This window comes from Cereibacter johrii (assembly GCF_001720585.1).
Taxonomy (GTDB): Bacteria; Pseudomonadota; Alphaproteobacteria; order Rhodobacterales; family Rhodobacteraceae; genus Cereibacter_A; species Cereibacter_A johrii.
Genome location: NZ_MABH01000164.1, coordinates 11,022 through 30,167, shown reverse-complemented (window position 1 = coordinate 30,167; position 19,146 = coordinate 11,022). Strand labels below are relative to the sequence as shown.

Sequence of the window (19,146 nt, the reverse complement as noted above, 5' to 3'; positions counted from 1 at the left end):
AAGCGATCTTCACCCAGGTCACCGCCCCTGAAACGCCGCGACCAGCGCATCCAGCAAAAGGCGGATCCGGCGCTGGTCGGTGCGGCCCTCGGGGAAGACGGCCTGCAAGGCCAGCCCTGGCATTGCGAAGGGCTGGAGGATCGGCACCAGACGCCCGGCTTTGATGTCGTCGTTTACGTCCCATTCCGACTTGCGCACGATGCCATGCCCCGCCACGGCCCATTCCCGCACCAAGGCCCCGTCATTGGCCACCCGGTTGCCGCGCACGGCGTGTCGTTCGATCTGACCGTTGATCTGAAACGGCCACAGCCGGTCAATTTCACTGCCAAAGCGCATGAGCAGGCAGTTGTGCCCGACCAGATCGGCAGGATGCTCCGGCCTGCCGCAGCGCGCCAGATAGCTGGGCGCGGCGCAAATCAGGCGGCGGCTGGTGGTCAGACGGCGCGCCCGCAAGTTCGAGTCCGCCAGATCGCCGAACCGGATCGCCAGATCCAGCCCCTGGCCGGCAATGTCTACGTAGCCATCATGCAGATGCAGATCGAATGTCACCTCGGGATGGGCGGCCTGAAACGCCTCCAGCACAGGGGCAATCCGGGCGCGTCCCAGATCCACCGGGGCAGACAGGCGGATGGGTCCGGCGATGTGGTCGATCCCGAATTTCATGCGGGCGTCCAGCGCGTCGAAGTCCGCCAGCAGCTGATGCGCGCCTTCGGCCAAAGCGCGGCCTTCCTCGGTCGGGGCAAGGGCGCGGGTCGTGCGGTTCAGAAGACGCGTGCCGTAATGCGCCTCCAGCGCGGCAAGCCGCTCGGACACCGTGGCCGGGGACAGCCCCGCCTCACGCCCGGCGGCAGCCAGGCTGCCCTTTTCCAGAATGGTCAGAAACAGGCGCAGATTGTCCAACACCATTGTTCGGCATTCCCGAATGATGACTTCGGAAATCTGCCAATTCTGCGGTTCTGCCGCAAGGTGTAAGTCGGACCAGCCAAGCCGGGACAGCCTTATGCATCTGGATCACGTCACACTTCGCACCAGCACATTGGAGGCCACGCGGGATTTCTTCCTGTCGGTGTTTCCCGACTTGAAGAAGGGGCCACGGCCTGCCGCGATCCGCAATATCCCGGGGCAGTGGCTCTATGCCGATCAGGCACCGATCCTGCATCTGATCGCGGCTCTGCCGACGTTCATGCCGTTGCGCGGCGACGGCTGGGATCACGTGGCCTTCAGATTGCAGAACGAGGCTGACTTTTGCGACCGGCGGGATGGCTTGCGCATTCCGTGGAAGCGGATGGACCTGCCCGAGTTGCAGGAGCGGCGGATCTTCCTGCAGGCCCCCGGCGGTGCACTGGTCGAGGCGGTCTTCCGTCATCACAGCCCAGGCACAGGGGCTCACCCCCATGCCTCCGCGTCCGCACCTTCTCCGACACAGCCCTCGTATGGAGGCTCAGCATGAACAGCCTGTTTTCCCCTTTGGTCCACGGCGGCGCGCAGCTGCCGTCCCGGATCGTCATGGCCCCCATGACCCGCGCCCGTGCGGCGCAGCCCGGCAATGTTCCAACCGATCTGATGGCGGAATATTACGCCCAACGGGCCTCGGCCGGGCTGATCCTCACCGAGGCCACGCAAATCAGCCCGCAGGGACAGGGCTACAGCTTTACCCCTGGCATCCACTCTGCCGACCAGGTGGCGGGCTGGCGCAAGGTGACCGATGCCGTCCATGCGGCGGGCGGGCGGATCATGCTGCAACTGTGGCATGTCGGCCGGATGAGTCATGAGAGCTTTCATGCGGATGGGCTGCCCGTGGCCCCGTCTGCCATTGCGCCCGGAGCCTCGGTCTGGGTGGTCGATCCGGCGACGGGCAAAGGGAACATGTTGCCCTGTCCGGTGCCGCGAGCGCTGGCAACCTCGGAAATCCCCGGAATTGTCCAGGACTATGCCAGTGCGGCCCGGAATGCGCTGGAGGCCGGGTTCGACGGGGTCGAAATTCACGCCGCGAACGGCTATCTGCTGGACAGTTTCCTGCGCACCACATCGAACCACCGCACGGACCCGTATGGCGGCACGGTCGAGAACCGCATCCGGCTGGCGCTGGAAGTGGCCGAGGCGGTCGCTGCCGTCTTCGGCCCGGCGCGGACGGGGATCCGCTTTTCGCCGTTCATCACGCAACGCGGGATGGATGATCCCGATGCGCCCGACGCCATCCTGACCCTGGCCCGTGCGCTGAACGATATCGGGCTGGGCCATATCCATATCGCCGAAGCCGACTGGGACGATGCCCCCGAAACGCCGATGGGATTCCGCGTGGCCCTGCGACAGGCCTTTGCAGGCCACATCATCGTGGCGGGCGGCTATGACGCGCGCAAGGCGCAAGGGATGCTGACGCGCGGGCTTGTGGATATGGTGGCCTTCGGGCGTCCGTTCCTTGCCAATCCCGATTTTCCGCAGCGGCTGGTCGGGAACCTGCCGCTGGCCGATTTCGACCCCGGCACCCTGTTCGGGGGCGGGGCCGAAGGGTTCACCACCTACCAGCCCTACGACACATTGCCCCAACCCTGAAAGGACAAGACATGACATCCGAGATGAAGGCGGTTGGCCTGACCCGCTATCTGCCCGTGACCGAGGCCGAGGCCTTTCTGGACGTGACCCTGCCAAAGCCCGTGCCGCAGGGTCGCGACATTCTGGTCGAGGTGAAGGCCGTGGCGGTGAACCCCGTCGACACCAAGGTGCGCGCGCCCAAGGACCAGGTCGAAGCCAGCCCCCGTGTGCTGGGCTGGGATGCCAGTGGCGTGGTGGCGGCCGTCGGCCCCGATGTGACGCTGTTCCGTCCCGGCGATGCGGTCTATTACGCCGGTGACATCACGCGCCCCGGATCGAACCAGCAGTTCCATCTGGTCGATGAACGCATCGTGGGCACCAGGCCGCAAAGCCTGTCCTTTGCCGAGGCCGCCGCGCTGCCCCTGACCACGATCACCGCCTATGAGGCGATGTTCGACCGGCTGCGGATCGACCGGGACGGCGCGTCCGCCGGGCAGACCATCCTCATGATCGGCGGGGCGGGCGGCGTCGGCTCCATCGCGATCCAGCTGGCGAAACTGGCCGGGCTGGTGGTGATTGCCTCGGCCTCGCGTCCGGAAACGGTCGATTGGGTGCGGCAACTGGGGGCCGATCACACGGTTGACCATCGCGGCGACATGGTGGCGCAGACCCGCGCGCTCGGGTTCCACCACGTCGATCACATCGGGATCTTCAATGACATGCGTCACTGGGATGCGGCGGTGGAGCTCATCCGGCCGCAGGGCGGTATCGTGTCGATCGACGATACCCATCTGCCGATGCCGATGGCAGGGATGAAGACCAAGGCGGCCAGCCTGCATTGGGAATTCATGTTCGCCCGTGCCATGCACCAGACGCCAGACATGATCGAACAGCACAGGTTGCTGGACTGGGTGGCGGCACAGATCGACGCGGGCCGCATCCGCACCACAGTGACCGATGTGCTGCGCCCGATCGATGCTGCAAACCTGCGCCGCGCCCATGCGGCCATCGAGGCGGGCACGGCAAAGGGCAAGATCGTGATCGAAGGCTTCTGAACCGAGGAAAGGGCGCGCGGGGCAAGGGATTGTTCCGCGCGTCCTTCGTGCATCACGACGGCATCCCCCGAAGGCCACAATGGCCTGCACTCAGGCCGATGGCAGCTTGGATCTTGGCTTCAGGCCAAGACGGACCTGTATGTCATAGTTGCCTCAATTGCCCGTCCCTGTGGCGTCCGTCGAGCTTTCGCTCTTTCAAATCCAACACGCAGCAGCCGCGTCACGAATTGGTTGAGGACCGCTTTGTCCCTCACGCTGCGAATGCAATGCCGCGCCGCCATCAGGCGGCTTCCCGTCCTTTGCTGACGGTCGAACTCGACGAATGCTGCGTAGCCGCTTCCCGAAAGCCGCCATTCGCCTTGCTCTGCCGCAAATACCCGGCAAGTAGATCAGTTAGGCGGGAAAAGCTGGCGGTCAGCGACGATGAGAGTCCGATCACGGTCCGTCACCAGTCTGACGGCCTAGGGTTAGAACTGAAGACTATACTTCCGTCTCGTCATTCTGTCTCTCCAGTTCCTTGATTACGGACTTAAATCCGTGTCCACGGAACCGGCAGCAGGCCAAAGAAACTATTGCGCCAAATTTACTCGCGCGTAAGCTGCATTGTAAGATCTCCCAATGACCGGGCCTTGGGAGCAATTGGGTCATTGGCTGAATGAGAAACCTTTCCATCTCCTTGGCGACATCTCTCCTTTCGGGGCTTCTGCTTTACCTCTGGCGGTTAAGTTACGCCTTTTCTGACTTGGCAGTCCTTTGGCTTCTGCTGCTGGCCGCAATGATCTTCTTGGGGAACTGGTCGCTGGTGATCGATCACTGGCTGGCCGAGCGCGGGATTGTGCTGAAGCCAGAGTCCTGGCTGTCGCGCTGGTTGTCCGGGCGGATCCTAGCCTTCTTCTCATCGACCTTACTGGTGGGGGCGCTGGTTCCCTTCCTGGCTTGGCAGGTGTTGAACATGTCGGCGGCCGAGGCAGCCGTTCTGCTCGGGCTGGTGTTCTCGACCGCCTGGCTGTTTCTCTGGGCGAGGGGGTTCGTCGGTCGCCATTTCATGCCGCCGTTCGACCGGATACTTACCCTGGGGCCCAGTGCCTGGCTGGTCGGTCTCCCTTTCGCCATCGTCCTGTTCCTTATTTCCTGGCGGACGACGAGCGTTCCCCTTTCGATGCTCGACGCCACGTTTTCCGAGGCGGTGCGGTTGGGGTTTGATGCGCTTCCGGAACGGCGGGGCTGGATTGCCGAGGTCCTGGCCTTCGGCTATGCGTTCAAGGCGGCGAAGCTGTGGCTAGTGGCGCAGTTGCGCGACTATCCGCTGGTTGCCCTGCTGTTCAACCTCGATGCGGCATTGTTCGGGTTCCTCGCTGCGCGGTCGGGCGTGGTCGTCACCAATTTCATAGACACGCATTACGACAGAGAGGCATGATGGCCACGAGCCCGAAAGACCCCGCTCAAGCTTCCGGCAGGCCGACCGCGAAGCGGCTGAAGGCGTCGCACTGGTTCTGGGGAACCATCGCCGTCCTTCTGCTGGTCACGCTGGCACTGCACTTCGCGGCCAGCCGGCAACTGGCAAAGCAGGGCGCCGAGGGCGAAGGCAAGGCCGCCAGCCAGAGCCCCGCCGAAGCCGAAGCCAAGGCGACGCAGGTGGAACACTGGTTTGCCGTGGCGGGGGAAGAAGCCGCCAAGGTCCGGGCAGAGATCGACCCGATGCTGGATAAGGCCTATGCGCCGGTCTATGCGGGCATCCCGGCCTATATGGTTTTCCACTATTCGCTGAAGGGCGAATGGCTGGAACTGGGCGCGGCGGCAATCGGGGAGATATCCTCCGGTCTGGACAAGTACATGTTCGCCGGCCTGGACAGGCGGTTGGACTCGGTTGCGGCGGATCTGGGCCGGGAATTCGATCAAAGATACTTCGGCGTGCTGGACAGGGCGATGGCAGAACTGCCGGGTGGAGCCGAGGCACTCGGGCCGGTGGTCGCCAGGGCGCTAAAGGACAGCAAGATTCGGATCACGAAGACAGGGGGCATGGTGGCGCTGGAAGCGGTTGCGCTAAAGGGCATGACCAAGGTTTTCGCCACGAAACTGGGCGTCAAGCTGGCGGCGAAAGTGGCGGCCAAGACCGGGACGAAATGGGCGGCCACGTTGGCCGGCGGAGGGACCGGTGCGGCCGTCTGTTCCTGGACCGGGCCTGGGGCGGCGGCCTGCGGCCTGATCGGGGCGGGGATCGCTTGGGTCGGCGCGGATGTCGCCATGATCAAGCTAGAGGAATACCTCAAGCGCGACGATTTCGAGAAGGAACTGCGCGCCCTGGTCGACGAGCACAAGGCAGAGACCCGCAAGGTGCTGGAAGCGATGCTGGCCGAGCGGGGGAAGGAGCGTGGCAGCGCGGCGAAGGTCGCGGTGGGGGAAGTCGCCCTGTCCGAATTGGCGGATGCTGACAGGCAACTCGCCTGCAAGACCGCCGGGTCGCTGCTGGTGCTTTACACCGGGATGCGGGACAACCTTCAGGCACGGTCTCCGGCACAGGTTGCGGCATTGGAGCAAGGGTTGCGGGCGCAAGCCGGGGACCACCTGCTGGCCCCATGGGTCGAAGGAATGGAGCAGGCGATCCCCGACCCGGACCAACTGCGTCCCCAGGTCGTGGGGAGCATCACCGTCACGGTGGAGGTTCCCCTAGGGCTGCGCGAAGAGCAGGAATCTTCGGGTAAACTGACGCTGGGAACGGAGGAGATCGTCTTCGACTGGGCCGAGGCGAACACGGCGGGCGGATATGTGCTGCACGCCGGTGCCGGAGAGGCCACCCGGATTGCACCCTCGGCGCGCGTCGCTCTGGAACTTGTCCAGGATCGCGGCTGGAAGCATCGGAATCGGACCTTTACCGGCTCGGCATCGACCAATGTCTTCTCGATCTTGGCAGAGGGATCCGGCCTTGCGCCTAGGGCGGAAATCCGCTTGCCGACGAAGCTGGAGAGCGACAATACTGCGGGGCCGACTGCGATCATTGCCCTGTCCCTGTCCGGGGTGATGTTACCCGAGCGGGCTTTGCCGGATTTCTGTACGCCCTGAAGCTCAACGCAGATCTTACTGCCGACAATCCAGCATGAGAGCATCAGGCCGTTTGTGGCGTCTGCGTCAGCTCGGTCAGCTGGCCCACCACGATGAAACGCAGGTCGTCGGCCCATTGCAGACGTTCGAACTCGAAGATTGCTGCGCGGCAGCGTTCCGAGAATCGGTCCTTCAAATAAGTGCGCAGCATCTGCGGGCGGTAGCTGTCACCCTAGTGCTCCCGATCATGGACGGCTATGCTTCGGGCCTTAGGTCCGCCCGGAGCAGCTCTGCCCAAGCAACGCTCTGACCCAAAGATATCGCTGCCGCGCCCGCATGCCGCCATCTGAAGGTGGTGACGCGGGACCTTCGATCTGAGAGGGCGGCACTTGTTGAATGTCTCGGCCTTTTCGACGTGGAAGGGCGTGTAGCGGTCGTCTGCAGCAAACGCGAGGTTCACCCGGCCGAGGCAAAGCGAGTGAAACACTCAACGGTTCAACCAAGTGCGTAAAGGATGTGCGGTGTTTTCCCTCCTATCCCAGCCCATCCACTCTTCCTCTTCTTTACCTCTAAACATCTTCCAAGCCACGCGATCATAGAGCCCTAGATACTCCCAGCTTGTCCAGCTATCTTGTCTCGTGTCTTCTAGGACCGGGAGTACTGCAATATTATCAAACGATTTGTAGCCATCTGCGATTCCCAATTCCCACGGCACCCACCTGCTGTCCTTGCTGTTTTCTGAGGCGAGAAGTATAAACTTTCTTGCTTGCCGAATCCTGAGCCTCAAGCTTGCGGCTGTTTCCTTATTCGTGTAAGGTGGCAGGCCCGGGTCCTTTTTGTCAATGTAAACCGTGGCGCCGTGAAGTTCCAGAATTCGAATGACCCCAGGGAGTATGTCCTCATCTTTGCTTGAATGAGAAAGGAAGATGGCTCGGTCTGGAGAACGCGTCTCAGCGCGCTTTCGAACGTTTGTGCGCTCCTGAAGTGAAAGTCCTTGGGCGAATCCAACATACTCGGAACGCGTAAAGTAGTCGGCCATTAGTGCATCACCCCTTCAGTGATCAGCTTCTGCCTCAGTTCCTGAAGAATAGAGTTTTCTACGGGATCGAGGATGCTAGGGTTTCGCCAATCCAGAGGCGATCATAACTTCCAGGGCGCCCTTGAGCTTATCTCTATTTTGGGCGGGATATGAAAGTTTATCTCTCGCCCTCGGCGGGACAATACGGGTATCGTCAAGTTGCAAAATCCATAGGGCAATCTTTCCCGCCTCTAGGCGATCAAGAGCTAGTTCCATCTCATCGAAACACCATGGGCTACAAGCGTAGGCTGCGCACCAAAGCGCTATGAAGACCTCTGAACTAAATATTTTTTCCCTTATCTCGGTCGGTATATTGTGGCCCGGAGAGAAGGAAGCTTCATCGCGAACGACGTCAAACCCGCGACGGCGCAGTGTCACTTCGACAAAGTCGGCGTCATCTGCATGTGCCTTCGCATAGCTGATGAAAGCGCGCCGGTTTGCCATTTTTCTGGGCGACTGTTTGTGAATGGCTTTTGAAAGGATGGATGAGAAGTCTTTATCGGCCTCAATCTCGTGAAGGGCCTGGATATCGTCTCCGAGAATGTCATCATATTCTGATCGATGGGATTCGAGGAATCTAGCAGAGGCCCCTTTTAATCCCGCCAGTGGAATAATTAGTCGGCCGCGGCTGTGAGCGAGCTTAAGCAAAAGTTCTGCAGAAGCTCCGATCCTTCCTCCTATGGAGATCAGTGCAGATGCTCGATCCAAGGCGCTCAGTTGCGAGAGGAGCCATGAATACATTGAAGCATCTGGCTCATCAGTCACTGGAGGGTGATGGGGAAACATATCGAATGTAACATTGGGAAGGCGCCCAGCCCACTCCTCAACTCGTTTTCGGATGATCTCAACATCTGGAAAATGAAACTCAATCCGTGCTGGTCTGTCGCTATTTTCCAGTCCCGTTAGTGCTGCGTGGTCGGCGGAGCCTTCAAATGGGCTGCACAGAACTAAGTCGTGACCATCTGCCACCAATTGATGAGCCAATTGAGAAACGCCATTCATAAGCCTCGCACTTTTGATTGATCCCACTGACGATGTTTGATCAGGTAACCCACCCAGAATCATTACTTTCATGTTTTTGTGCCTGCGGTCATTCTTTGGAGTTTAGGGCCTGCTGGTGAGTAAGCCATAGTTCAAGGAGATCAGCTATTTCATATGCCATTGCTTCACTGCGATCGTCATCGGCAAGCGACTTCAAGGCGGATTCAAGGTGTGCGGGAATTCTGTGGCGATATGCAGCGACCTGTCGTAGCGACGCATCATACGTTGCTGACTGCTCACCTCGCGGTACACGTTTTGCGGGGTCGAGCAGGTGCAAAGCAATAGCAACATCACGCGCCGCACCGCCAAAGGCGCCTAACGGAACGCACGGGAGGTCCGCTGCCAGTGCAAGGAGCGTCTCCTCCACAATTCCAGGCATAGCACCCTGATAAGCGTCGTCGGGAACATCTAGCAATCCCATCTTCCCGCCAAGCACAACGCGCGCTTGAGACACATGTGTCATTGACTCCCTGGCCGCCGAAAATGCTGAAGCGCTATCGAGCTGGGACTTGGCTTCAAGCCAAATCCTGAACTCCTCGTCATTGCGCAACCTGACACTCGAGGCGCCCCTTCCGACGCGCAAGCCGTCCTCTACTGATCGTATTGGGACAAGGCCACCTTCTATATGAACAAGCGTTTCTACAACTGACGCACCTTCACGCAAGACCAAGCCTAGTGCGTCGAAGGTCGTTTCACGAAAAACTGGCTCGGGGATGATATGTATGAACGGCGCCTTTCCTGTTGCAACGTAAGCACCAGCCAGATGTCGGAACATAGTGAAAGTCAGACCGCTTGGGTCTAGATTGCCGCTGTAAACAATTCTGGCACCAGATCGAACCATCACTGTGCATATCGAGAAAAGCGCCCGATCTACCTCACGCTTCGGCAGACCGAGCCGGGCCCGATCAGGGGCGTCGCTCACCGACAGAGCCACTAGTTTGCCTTTGAGAGCGCTCACGATAGTTCACCAAGCGTCGACAAACGTGTAGTAGGCGATATCCTTGCGAGCGCCTTAGACAATACTTCCTCCTCGATTGAACTAAGGGGCGGGTCCGGGTAGACGATAAGGGTCGACAACTTATCCGCATCGATCACGTCAAAGAGTTCAGGAGGTCTAGGCAGCAGCAGCACGCTCTTCGAATTCCTGACGACCCTGGCAGCTTGACGTTCGAAGAGATCGCAGCGCAGTCCCTCTGAAATCGTCTCAACCAGCAGGGGCTCAATCCAACTCGTGTCGTCGGGCTTAGGAAAGATCCTGACTTTCGGGAGGTTTGCTCCGTAGGGGTACGTGCGGCTAGTTCTCCGTTGACCAATGTCGGCAAGTACGATGGGACGACGTTTGCGCTTTGCAGTAGTCAATTCGAACACGCACCAAGGTCGCGAATCGTAGGCGTCAGAGACAACTGCGAGAAGGGTCCCCGACTCGATCTCCTCTGCAAAGCGTTCGCTGAAATCCTCTCCTGGGTTGAGCTCTTTGGCATCGTAGAAGGTGTGAAGGGTGACATCTTGGCTCTTATCGTTCACGAAGGTCACGATCGCTGAGGCCGTTGTGTCTCCATCCGCCTTTGCATGACTCACGAAAATCTTCTCTTGGCCATCCCCGCCCCCGATTAGCGCAAGCTGGCGACGTATCTGATAAAGCGTATGCAAGAGCAGTCTACTGTCCCGGGCACTGGCTGACATTCCTGCCTGAGCCCAAGCTTTTCTATATGTGTATTGAATACTGGCGGCAGCATCGGTTGGGAGCGGAGCATCACCAGAAGGACTGCCAAACGGTATGATGAAATCAGTGTTGCCGCGATCGGAAATCGCTTCCCTAATTCGTTTAACGTAGTCGTCCCATGCCTCAACGTCATCCTGCATAACGTCGTCGTGGAGTAACACAATTGCATTGTGGACAGCACGGCTCAGATCAATGAGCGCAGGAAGGGGCGATGCATCAATCCAAGGGGCGCTTGCGAAACGCACAGGCACCCTATACGCAACACCGTCGCGCTCCATTCCAATTCCGTCGAAGTGCTTAGATAATAGCTCAGCGATGCGTGCGCCCTCTTCAGACCCGTTTGCCCAAATAACGTGAATACGAAGTAGATCCAGAACTTGGGGGCGATGGTGCGGATCCTTTGTCGGGTTCATAGATTGCGACCTTGCCGAACGCGCGTATTTTCTATGAGAAGCTTCGATGCACTGTTCGCTCGCTCAATGGCCTCAGTCAGAACATTCGCGTTCGCTGCAATCTCGTTCCAAGAAGTCCAAACAGCGTACCCGCAATCAATGTTATCCTGCAACCTGGCGGGCTTGTCAGTGCCATTATTCGGCGATAAGGGGAGCGAGGGCAGCCAAACCCCAACCAGTCCCATCTGCTGGATCAGCGAGGCATGGATTTCCCAGTCGACATACTTTCGTCGCCAGGTGTTTGCGCCGCAGAGAACGATGGTGCAAGAACTGCCGTGGAGATGATATTCTCGTATGCGCCGCATGATGTAGTTATGGTCGCTACTGTCGATACGACGCTCTAGAGAGTTGTCAGTGATAAGTTGCAATCGGTCATGCATTGTCTTGGTAAGGGTGTCATAATATGCCTGATCGCCACCGTGATGGTAGCTGACGAACACGTTGCGTCGGACAGGTCGTACTGCTCCGAAAGAACTGCCCATCATTGTTTCTCCACAAAAATGTAGGTTGCCTTTAGTTACATAGAAGAGGAACTCGCAAGGACTGGCAAGTCTAATCAGAATATAGACAGCGTTGTCCTCCTGGACTCCCTCCGCCATACAGATCTTCTGCGCTTCGCCTTGCAGGTCGCCGTCCGTTGCAGGGTTTTGAGCGAGGCGATAGCTGCCCCCCGGTGACAACCGTTCCGCCAAGATGGGCAAGCTCACAACGCCCCTGAGCCGCTGCCCACCCTATGCAGTAGCACACGCCCGCCTCGCAGTGCGCTGCATGGGTGACCGCTTTCGCAATGCTTCTGCGTCCGCCCTGCCGTGTCGCGGTCAGGCAGGTCACCGCCCCTTGCGAAGGTCGCCATCGCGTCCATACGTCTAGCCGCGTCCGGGTACTTCTCCCAAAGCTCGACATCCCTCGAGATCTCGCGCAGCTCGGCTGTGGCAGTCCTCCGTACCGAGCCTAGAATGTCGGCAAGCGAGACACAGGCCACTGGCTTCTAGATCCAGATCAAATTCCTGAGGCATTCGGCTACTGCCATGGTTAGAGCACAAACAGAATCATGGGCTATTTCATATCTGCTCACATTCGCCGACAAAGGCGCTGACATTCCGCTCGAGTGGTGCAGCTCTGTTCTGCTCCGTTGCAATCGCGCCCGGCCTAGAAAGTACCCGGAGCTGAACGCCCGTTCCAACATCATAGAATAGATATATCGCGGCCCAATTTCCCTCTCGGTCGTATCGTTCGTAAGCACCTACACCAACGCGTGGGAGACTTGAGACACTTCCGTCTTCAAAATACCTGATCGCGACTTTATCGTAGAATTCCCAAGTCAATATTTGCCCAATAGCCGTCATGGAGCGACAAGACATTCCAGTCATGTCAACCTGCTCTGCGCTGAGAGGCTTCGCCAATGCGAGCATCGCCAAAAAGAGGAGTGATCTAATCATTCTGCCAGAGCCAAGTGATTGTCCTATTCATGGTCTAGAGTTTGCCGCCCACGATGTCCACTCCGGGCTGTCCGCACACTGCGCTTCGCTGGCACCCGCGCCGTGCATGCGATTGACCGGTCTCGCAGGATGCTGCGGATGCCATGCGGCGGTGCCGCAGGGCGGCTTTCCGCCCTCTTCGAAGGCGCCGGCGCCGCGCCGCGCTCGGATGGCGGCGATGCGCAGGTTGCGAGCTTCCCGCCTTCTGCCCTGCCAAGGGCGACAACAAGACGCGTCTGGCCCTAAGCTGCCGCTCACACAACCGCGTCTGAATGACCGCTTTGTGGGACTGTGGACTTTCTGCCAAACAGCGTCGAGGGCTGCGCTCGCCTCTATGTAGAAATCTGCGACCGTATCACGTGCAGCGATGCAGCGTCTCCGGACCGTAAAGCACATGCTGCGCCGCTTCCAACAGGTGAAGTCGGTGGGAGCGTGACGTCACAGTCAAAGGCTTAATTTGTCACCCTGATATACCCGAAGAGCGATGCAACTTGAACTGGCAGCTACATTCAGTACAATGCACTAACTCTCTACAAGGATGGTTGCTTTATGGAATTGCCCAAAAAAATCTCTGAAGCTCTCTTCAACGAGAATGCTTTGTCGACGATGGTCCACGGCGCGATTGATTCCAGCAAACACATTATCTCCGCGAAGCCCGAATTTTTCCCGGAGTATACGGATCACGGTCCGAATCATAATACTGAAGTCTTGGACACCGCGCTTGGGATCCTGACAGAGGACGCACTGGAGGCATTGTCTGCTTCCGACTACGCGGTGCTCGCGCTTTCGGTGCTCCTTCATGATTGCGGCATGCATCTCAGCTCAGATGGTTTCGTTAGCTTAATTGATCCCAGAAACGAATTACGTACGAGCGCGGACAATGTGACATGGCGAACCCTGTGGGATGAGTTCATCTTGGAGGCAAAGCGATTTGATGGACGAAAGCTCAAGAGCCTGTTTGGAACAACTGACCCGATTTCGGATATCCCTGATAACCCAGACGACTTCACCTCGAAACACAAGCTGCTGATTGGGGAGTTTCTTCGCCGCCATCATCCGCGATTGGCGCACGAGATTGCGCTATTCGGCTTTCCCGGAGCAGACGGAGAGAGGATTAAGATCTGCACGACGGAGCATGGAGATTTGCCGGAACTTGCAGGTTTGATCGCTCGTAGTCATGGGATGTCCATGCGAAAAGCTTGTGACGTTGTAGGTGAAAGATTTCATGCGCGTGAGTATCAAAGGGTTCACCCCCCCATTTTGATGGCGGCTCTTCGAATTGCGGACTTTCTTCAGATTCAACCTGAGAGGGCTCCAAAGGCAGCGCTGAAACTTCGAAAGCTGAGTAGCCCATTCTCAACCGGGGAATGGCAAGTCCATCAGTCCGTGCGCAATATCACCCCTGCTGACGATGACCCAGAGGCGATCTTCGTGGATGCCATGCCTAAAACCGTGGCTACATTTTTGAAGTTTCGGACTTGGGCTGAGGGATTCCAGCGTGAACTGGATTCGACTTGGGCTGCGTTGGGGGAAGTATACGGACGGTTCGCCGCGCAAGGCTTCGACAAATATCAGTTGAGACTTCGCCGGTTGCGGACAAGCATTGATGATGCGGAACACTTTGCGAAGAGCGTTCCCTATTTGCCAAGCAAGATCTCCTTCGAGGCATCTGGCCCTGACCTGCTCAGTTTGCTCGTCGCACCATTGTATGGGAACAGACCCGAAATTGGACTTCGAGAGTTGATCCAGAACAGCATCGACGCCGTCATCGAGCGAGAGCACATTGAGGGACAGGTTCCGAGCGGCGATCTCGCAGGGCATAATGCGGACGTCATAGTCTACCCCGTTTATGAAGGCGAAGACTTGGTTTCCGTTGTCGTGGAAGACCGGGGTATCGGCATGGATGCCGATGTGGTTCAGAACTACTTCCTCCGGGCGGGCGCTTCCTTTCGCAGTAGCTCGCAGTGGAAGAAACAGTTCACGACACCAGACGGAAAGTCAGAGGTGTCACGAACTGGACGGTTCGGCGTCGGGGCATTGGCCGGTTTCTTGATTGGGTCCACTATCGCTGTTGAAACAAGACGTGTTGGCCATGCTACAGGCCTCAAATTTGCAGCCGAGATCGACAACGAAGCGATAGAGGTTACGGAATGCATCCGGGAAATTGGGACAAAGATTACAATCCATATTGACTCGAAGAAAAACCCTTGCATTGAAGCGTTACTTTCAAACTCTGACCAACAAAAGAATTGGGACTGGTATTGCGGATCACATCCACGCCTGGCTCGCGTCGACAAAAGTGGAGAAGAGATCCCAGCACATTTTACCGCTGAAAATACAGGCGAATGGGTGCGTGTGCCATCTAGCGATTACGCCAATGTGAGGTGGAGTTATCGGACGTTCAAGGCAAAGCCTTGGTCGAATGGCAATGCAAAACTGTACTCCAATAATATTTACATAACCGATCTCACCGATTACGGTGACAGAGTCAAGGTTTTCGAAAATGATATATCGCCAGGGATATCATTGAGCACACCCACGATACTCATCACTGATAAAGATGGACGCCTTCCGCTAAACCTTCAGAGAAACGGTCTTACGGAAAGGGATGAAAAGCTCGCTGATCAACTTAAGCTGAGCTTGACAAAAGACCTGATTTTACAAGCTATCGCCCTTGCGCCAGAAGTCTCGCCATTTGAGATCAATGCGTTTGAAAAAATTATGACGCGAGAAGTTGTCGCGAAATTCACATCGATTTCATTTCGCAATAACTACCGTGAGAAGCGGTCGCATTGGTGCTGGGAGGATGAAGGGTGGCGCTTAGCAGATTTCTCAAATTCACTGCAGAAGCCCTTCATTTTGCTTATCCATGATCAGTCGGGCCTTGCTCGCCTCAAGGAGTTGAAGGTTGATTTTTCAGATGTATCTGTCATCTGGCTGCAATTGGGCGCGTCCCCTAAAAATGCGAACGATATCCAAGCCACATTGCGAGAACAGATTTATTCCGGCTACCTAGGACGAAAGGGTGCTTTTTCATCGTTGAATGTGTGGTCGAGTTCGGTAGTCCACAAAGTGTTGCAGGGAAATCCCACTAGCTACATGAAATCGATTGTGAACGATGGCGAAGAGTTCTCACCAGGACATGTGATTCTTCGAAAAGGGGAACTGAAACATTCAGTCATAGAGGGCTTCCGAGAAGCTTTGAGGAACGACAAGAGCGAAGAGCCTTTCGTTTTTTCGATGGTTGCGGGAGGGAATTCATCTGGGGGAGAAGATGCCGGCCTTCTCTGTTCGGAATGGTCCGATTTGCTGGGAGGTGTATCTATTCCAGTAGCCTTCGAGGACCGGAAATCCGCATTTCCTGGTGTTTTTGAAGAGTTTGGTGGTCGGATCGAATTTATACGTCAGAATTTCCTAAAGGAATAATATAGGTTTAGCTTACTGCCCGTACGAGACATTGCCTTTTGTGCAGCGAATGTCTGCTCTTCGCCCCTCGTGTCGGCGCCTAGCGTTATGCTGCGCGTGGCACGAGGGGCAGCAAAGGGCTGCCTGCGGTCATTCGCCGCGCCGCGCCCGGATGGCGGAGATGCGCAGAAAGCGGCCTCTTTGCTACTGCTCCACCGAGCGCCACAACTTCGCGCACCCGGCCCCTGAGCTGCCGGTCGGCCGTCCCGGCGCATGCCGCCGAAGCTGCCGTTCAGCCGAAACGCAGCAAGACGCTTGCCCAACACAACTATGACGACGCTGCGAGCTTGACTCTGGCTGCGAGCTTGACTCTGCTCGCGTCTAGCGGTGTTGTTCAGGAAATGTAGGTGGTAGCGCAATGTCACTTTTCGATTTCAATAAACTTAGCCGTCCCTCGACACAGTCGAAACCAATAAAGCCAATTGATGTCTTCCGCAGCGCATCATCTTTGGACGCCACGCCTAACGACCTTTGGCGGGGCCAATCGCATGCTCTCGAGCAGTGGGAGGAGCACCGCAACAAGAATGATGTTCTTGTCTCGCTCCATACAGGTGCTGGAAAATCTCTCGTTGGCATCATCATCGCCCAAAGCTTGATGAATGAGGGCGTCCAGAATGTCGTCTATGCGTGTGCAACAAACGATCTAGTTGGGCAAACCAGAAAAGAATGTGAGGAACGCCTCGGGTTTACGTGTACTACAAGGGGAGGTGGGCGGTTCTCCAATGATGCCTTTGAGAATGGCACCGGATTTTGCATCACTAACTATCAGGCTCTGTTCAATTCCAGGTCCGTTTTTCGCGGAGACCTGAGGCCAGGGGCAATTATCTTTGACGACGCACATGTGGCAGAGAAGGTCATTCGCGACTGCTTTACCATTTCGTTCGACCGAAGCAAGAATGAAGCCGCTTTTAACGAATTCATCAAGATGGTGCTGCCCTACTTCGAGGCAATTAGTCGCCGCGAGCACCTTGCAGCCATACTAAGAGGATCGGGCACATACAATTGTACCATGGTGCATCCAGGGGCGGTTGTGTCCATCGCACAGAGCGGCGCTCTGATTTCTTGGATGCATCGGCACAATATCGCCCAAGACTTTGCGTTCGGCCATCTTGCCGACAAGCTGGCCTATTGCTCAATATTCATCTCAAAGTACCGCGTTGAAATTTCTCCTTCTTTCCTTCCGTCTCGCAGGTTGGAACTTTTGGCATCCCGAGACATAAGGCGTGTCTACCTGTCTGCAACGCTCACCAGCGAGGTTGATTTCTGCCGCGCTTTCGGCAAACGCCCTGCAGTGAAAATTGAGCCTGAGAATGATGCTGGCGTAGGTGAGCGCCTAGTTGTTCTTCGGCGCCGCGACCAATTGACATGGAAGGGTACCAGAAACCCTGAGTTTTCGGTGATTGCTAGCAGCCTGTCGGCGCAGCACAAAGTCCTGATTGCGTCTTCGTCCTACCGAGCGGCGGAAAAGTACAAATCGGTCGCGGTGCCGCCAAATGTAACTGAGTTTTCGGAGAAGCTTGAGGCATTTCGTCGTCAGACGCATCCTGGCGCGTTTTCACTTGTTGCTCGTGTCGATGGGATTGACCTGCCCCATGGCACCTGTCGTGTTTCGATAGCGGACGGGTTGCCTACTGGTTTCAGTCTTTGCGAGCAGTACCAGTTTGACTGCCTTGAGATGCGAAATGCATTCGCTTCTAGGATCGCAAATCGGATTGTGCAGCTTTTTGGTCGAACGAACAGAGGTCGCAACGACTACAGCGTTATTTTCTCCTTCGACGACAGATTGATCAGCTGGTTGAGTAAGGGGCGGAACTTGGCCTTGCTGCCGTCGCTTCTGCAAAGGCAGATTCAGCTTGGCCGGTCGCTTGTCGATCAGTTTGGCATATCAGATGTGGATGCTCTCCCGGCGTTGGCCAACCAGGTTCTTTCTCGTGATCCCGGTTGGCTAACCTTCTACCGTGATACCGTTTCGGCTACTGGTGTGACTGAAGAGGAAATCAACCAAGCGCGTGAAACGGACGCTGCAATCCTCAAGGCAGCTCAGGCTGAGGCCGAGTTTTCTGCGCATTTGTGGGACGGTCGCGCGGATTTAGCTCGGGAAGCGCTTGGTAGCGCGGCTCAGGAGGTTGCATCTGCGGACCGAAGACTGGCTGGGTGGTATAGCATTCAACTCGGGCACACCTACGAGCTCGAGGGCGACCCGGAGAGTGCAAGCAAGCAGTATGCTGACGCCCGCTCGAGAACATTCTTCGATATCACTCTTCCTCACCCAACGACATCTGCTTCTGTCGCATCAGCCGTCATCCCGCAGAATAGCCTGCATGCCTCATTGCTTTCGATTTTTGGAAGCGATCGAGCAATTGCGTCCAATCCATGGTCAAAGTTTGATTTCCACATCAGGAAGATCTGTGATGCATCTCTTTCTGCAAATCAGCATGAGGAGGCGATCCGCCTTCTGGGCGAGGTATTGGGATTTAAAGCGTCAAGGCCTGAGCAAGAATCTGATCAGGAATCAACGCTGGATGTGCTTTGGCTCCATGAAGGAGCAAAGACCGCGTATCTTTGGTCGTTGAAGAGTAAGAAGAAATCCGAGAGCCTCCTAAATAGTGAGGAAGTTGGGATAGGGCATAATCATTTGCAATGGTTCGCTACTGCGCATCCTGAGTATTCTAGCCATGAACTTTGGTTCCTTGCACCCCGCGCTGAAGCGGTCGCCGAAGCTTATCCATCAGAGAAAATGAAAGTTGTGTTGCTGGAAGACGTTCAGTCCTTTTACCGCGCTTTGGATCAAAGCATGATAAACTTGTTTCGGATGCCACCGGCGGCGCGCGTTACGGAGATTGAGGCAATGGCGCGTCGGCAAGAGTGGCAACCGGACGGAATTCGTGCCCAGCTTCGTCCAGTGAGCATAAAGAGATAGAAACTAGCTGTTCAAATCCGGCATTTTGGGGAAGCCGGCCGTTAACCCCGGCGGCACTAGCGGGCGCTATGCGCAGCAAGCGGACTGTTGGTCGGCCGACCTTAGTGGGATGCAGAGATCTGGAAGCCTTCCGTTGCCGAGAGCTTCGGCCAAGCAACGCGGGAGACTGCTTGTGGCGGCGTGGTGCTGTGACAAATAGTTAACACCGACACTATTCTCATATGGTTCCTGCATCGCCACGGCTTCAAAAGCATGGCTGTGTCTTCGCCACACTTGAACTTAGGTCGTATAAGCGCAAGTGTGAATGGAGGCGCTTTCGCACTGTCCGAAGGCGCTTGGTTTCAGTCGGCCGCACTCAATTAT

At 57.1% G+C, this 19,146-nt stretch carries 14 protein-coding genes; 7 read left to right on the top strand and 7 right to left on the bottom strand.

The window, feature by feature from the left end; all coding sequences use genetic code 11:
* Window positions 1-18: 18 nt before the first annotated feature.
* A complete protein-coding gene (locus A9O63_RS15025; RefSeq protein ID WP_069332672.1) occupies window positions 19-906 on the bottom strand; it encodes a LysR family transcriptional regulator in 888 nt (295 codons plus the stop codon).
* A gap of 94 nt (window positions 907-1,000) precedes the next feature.
* Here A9O63_RS15025 and A9O63_RS15020 point away from each other — a divergent pair, with 94 nt between their 5' ends.
* The 5 genes from A9O63_RS15020 (at window position 1,001) to A9O63_RS15000 (ending at window position 6,647) form a co-directional block, all read left to right on the top strand.
* Window positions 1,001-1,450: a VOC family protein gene (locus A9O63_RS15020; protein WP_069332671.1), complete on the top strand. Its 450-nt coding sequence runs from the start codon at window positions 1,001-1,003 to the stop codon at window positions 1,448-1,450.
* Window positions 1,447-2,553 (top strand): alkene reductase, encoded by a 1,107-nt coding sequence (locus tag A9O63_RS15015; RefSeq protein WP_069332670.1) that lies wholly within the window; start codon window positions 1,447-1,449, stop codon window positions 2,551-2,553. Before A9O63_RS15020 ends, A9O63_RS15015 begins: the two co-directional genes overlap by 4 nt.
* Before the next feature lie 23 nt (window positions 2,554-2,576).
* On the top strand, window positions 2,577-3,587 hold the full coding sequence (locus tag A9O63_RS15010) for a zinc-binding alcohol dehydrogenase family protein (RefSeq protein WP_069332695.1): 1,011 nt from the start codon (window positions 2,577-2,579) through the stop codon (window positions 3,585-3,587).
* A 655-nt stretch (window positions 3,588-4,242) separates the two neighbouring features.
* Window positions 4,243-5,004, top strand: coding sequence for a hypothetical protein (locus A9O63_RS15005; protein ID WP_069332669.1), 762 nt, complete (start codon window positions 4,243-4,245; stop codon window positions 5,002-5,004).
* Complete coding sequence (locus tag A9O63_RS15000) at window positions 5,001-6,647, top strand: hypothetical protein (RefSeq protein WP_108223419.1); 1,647 nt, start codon at window positions 5,001-5,003, stop codon at window positions 6,645-6,647. The genes A9O63_RS15005 and A9O63_RS15000 overlap by 4 nt, the downstream gene beginning before the upstream one ends.
* Window positions 6,648-6,690: 43 nt before the next feature.
* Here A9O63_RS15000 and A9O63_RS23580 read toward each other — a convergent pair whose 3' ends face one another.
* The 6 genes from A9O63_RS23580 to A9O63_RS14990 all read right to left on the bottom strand — a co-directional run bounded on the left by A9O63_RS23580 (window position 6,691) and on the right by A9O63_RS14990 (window position 11,627).
* The gene (locus tag A9O63_RS23580; RefSeq protein ID WP_268874940.1) at window positions 6,691-6,822 is read right to left on the bottom strand and encodes a hypothetical protein; all 132 of its coding nucleotides are present in this window, start codon (window positions 6,820-6,822) and stop codon (window positions 6,691-6,693) included.
* A gap of 291 nt (window positions 6,823-7,113) precedes the next feature.
* Window positions 7,114-7,665, bottom strand: coding sequence for a toll/interleukin-1 receptor domain-containing protein (locus A9O63_RS14995; RefSeq protein WP_069332667.1), 552 nt, complete (start codon window positions 7,663-7,665; stop codon window positions 7,114-7,116).
* A gap of 75 nt (window positions 7,666-7,740) precedes the next feature.
* Window positions 7,741-8,778 (bottom strand): toll/interleukin-1 receptor domain-containing protein, encoded by a 1,038-nt coding sequence (locus tag A9O63_RS22300; protein ID WP_084295958.1) that lies wholly within the window; start codon window positions 8,776-8,778, stop codon window positions 7,741-7,743.
* 16 nt (window positions 8,779-8,794) lie between these two features.
* Window positions 8,795-9,703, bottom strand: coding sequence for a hypothetical protein (locus A9O63_RS22925; RefSeq protein WP_141703100.1), 909 nt, complete (start codon window positions 9,701-9,703; stop codon window positions 8,795-8,797).
* A complete protein-coding gene (locus tag A9O63_RS22295; RefSeq protein ID WP_084295956.1) occupies window positions 9,700-10,881 on the bottom strand; it encodes a toll/interleukin-1 receptor domain-containing protein in 1,182 nt (393 codons plus the stop codon). Before A9O63_RS22295 ends, A9O63_RS22925 begins: the two co-directional genes overlap by 4 nt.
* Window positions 10,878-11,627 (bottom strand): TIR domain-containing protein, encoded by a 750-nt coding sequence (locus tag A9O63_RS14990; RefSeq protein ID WP_205631852.1) that lies wholly within the window; start codon window positions 11,625-11,627, stop codon window positions 10,878-10,880. The genes A9O63_RS22295 and A9O63_RS14990 overlap by 4 nt, the downstream gene beginning before the upstream one ends.
* A gap of 1,320 nt (window positions 11,628-12,947) precedes the next feature.
* Between A9O63_RS14990 and A9O63_RS22290 the strand changes: the two genes are divergently transcribed.
* Together A9O63_RS22290 and A9O63_RS22285 are read left to right on the top strand one after the other, a co-directional pair.
* Window positions 12,948-15,824, top strand: a complete 2,877-nt coding sequence (locus A9O63_RS22290) for an HD domain-containing protein (protein ID WP_084295954.1) — start codon at window positions 12,948-12,950, stop codon at window positions 15,822-15,824.
* A 397-nt stretch (window positions 15,825-16,221) separates the two neighbouring features.
* A complete protein-coding gene (locus tag A9O63_RS22285) occupies window positions 16,222-18,783 on the top strand; it encodes a DEAD/DEAH box helicase family protein (RefSeq protein ID WP_084295952.1) in 2,562 nt (853 codons plus the stop codon).
* Window positions 18,784-19,146: the final 363 nt, after the last annotated feature.

What these genes read in the sequence shown, in the direction of transcription:
- A9O63_RS15025 (WP_069332672.1), bottom strand. Translation starts at nt 906, where the DNA reads ATGGTGTTGGACAATCTGCGCCTGTTTCTGACCATTCTGGAAAAGGGC.
- A9O63_RS15020 (WP_069332671.1), top strand. Translation starts at nt 1,001, where the DNA reads ATGCATCTGGATCACGTCACACTTCGCACCAGCACATTGGAGGCCACG.
- A9O63_RS15015 (WP_069332670.1), top strand. Translation starts at nt 1,447, where the DNA reads ATGAACAGCCTGTTTTCCCCTTTGGTCCACGGCGGCGCGCAGCTGCCG.
- A9O63_RS15010 (WP_069332695.1), top strand. Translation starts at nt 2,577, where the DNA reads ATGAAGGCGGTTGGCCTGACCCGCTATCTGCCCGTGACCGAGGCCGAG.
- A9O63_RS15005 (WP_069332669.1), top strand. Translation starts at nt 4,243, where the DNA reads ATGAGAAACCTTTCCATCTCCTTGGCGACATCTCTCCTTTCGGGGCTT.
- A9O63_RS15000 (WP_108223419.1), top strand. Translation starts at nt 5,001, where the DNA reads ATGATGGCCACGAGCCCGAAAGACCCCGCTCAAGCTTCCGGCAGGCCG.
- A9O63_RS14995 (WP_069332667.1), bottom strand. Translation starts at nt 7,665, where the DNA reads ATGGCCGACTACTTTACGCGTTCCGAGTATGTTGGATTCGCCCAAGGA.
- A9O63_RS22300 (WP_084295958.1), bottom strand. Translation starts at nt 8,778, where the DNA reads ATGAAAGTAATGATTCTGGGTGGGTTACCTGATCAAACATCGTCAGTG.
- A9O63_RS22295 (WP_084295956.1), bottom strand. Translation starts at nt 10,881, where the DNA reads ATGAACCCGACAAAGGATCCGCACCATCGCCCCCAAGTTCTGGATCTA.
- A9O63_RS22290 (WP_084295954.1), top strand. Translation starts at nt 12,948, where the DNA reads ATGGAATTGCCCAAAAAAATCTCTGAAGCTCTCTTCAACGAGAATGCT.
- A9O63_RS22285 (WP_084295952.1), top strand. Translation starts at nt 16,222, where the DNA reads ATGTCACTTTTCGATTTCAATAAACTTAGCCGTCCCTCGACACAGTCG.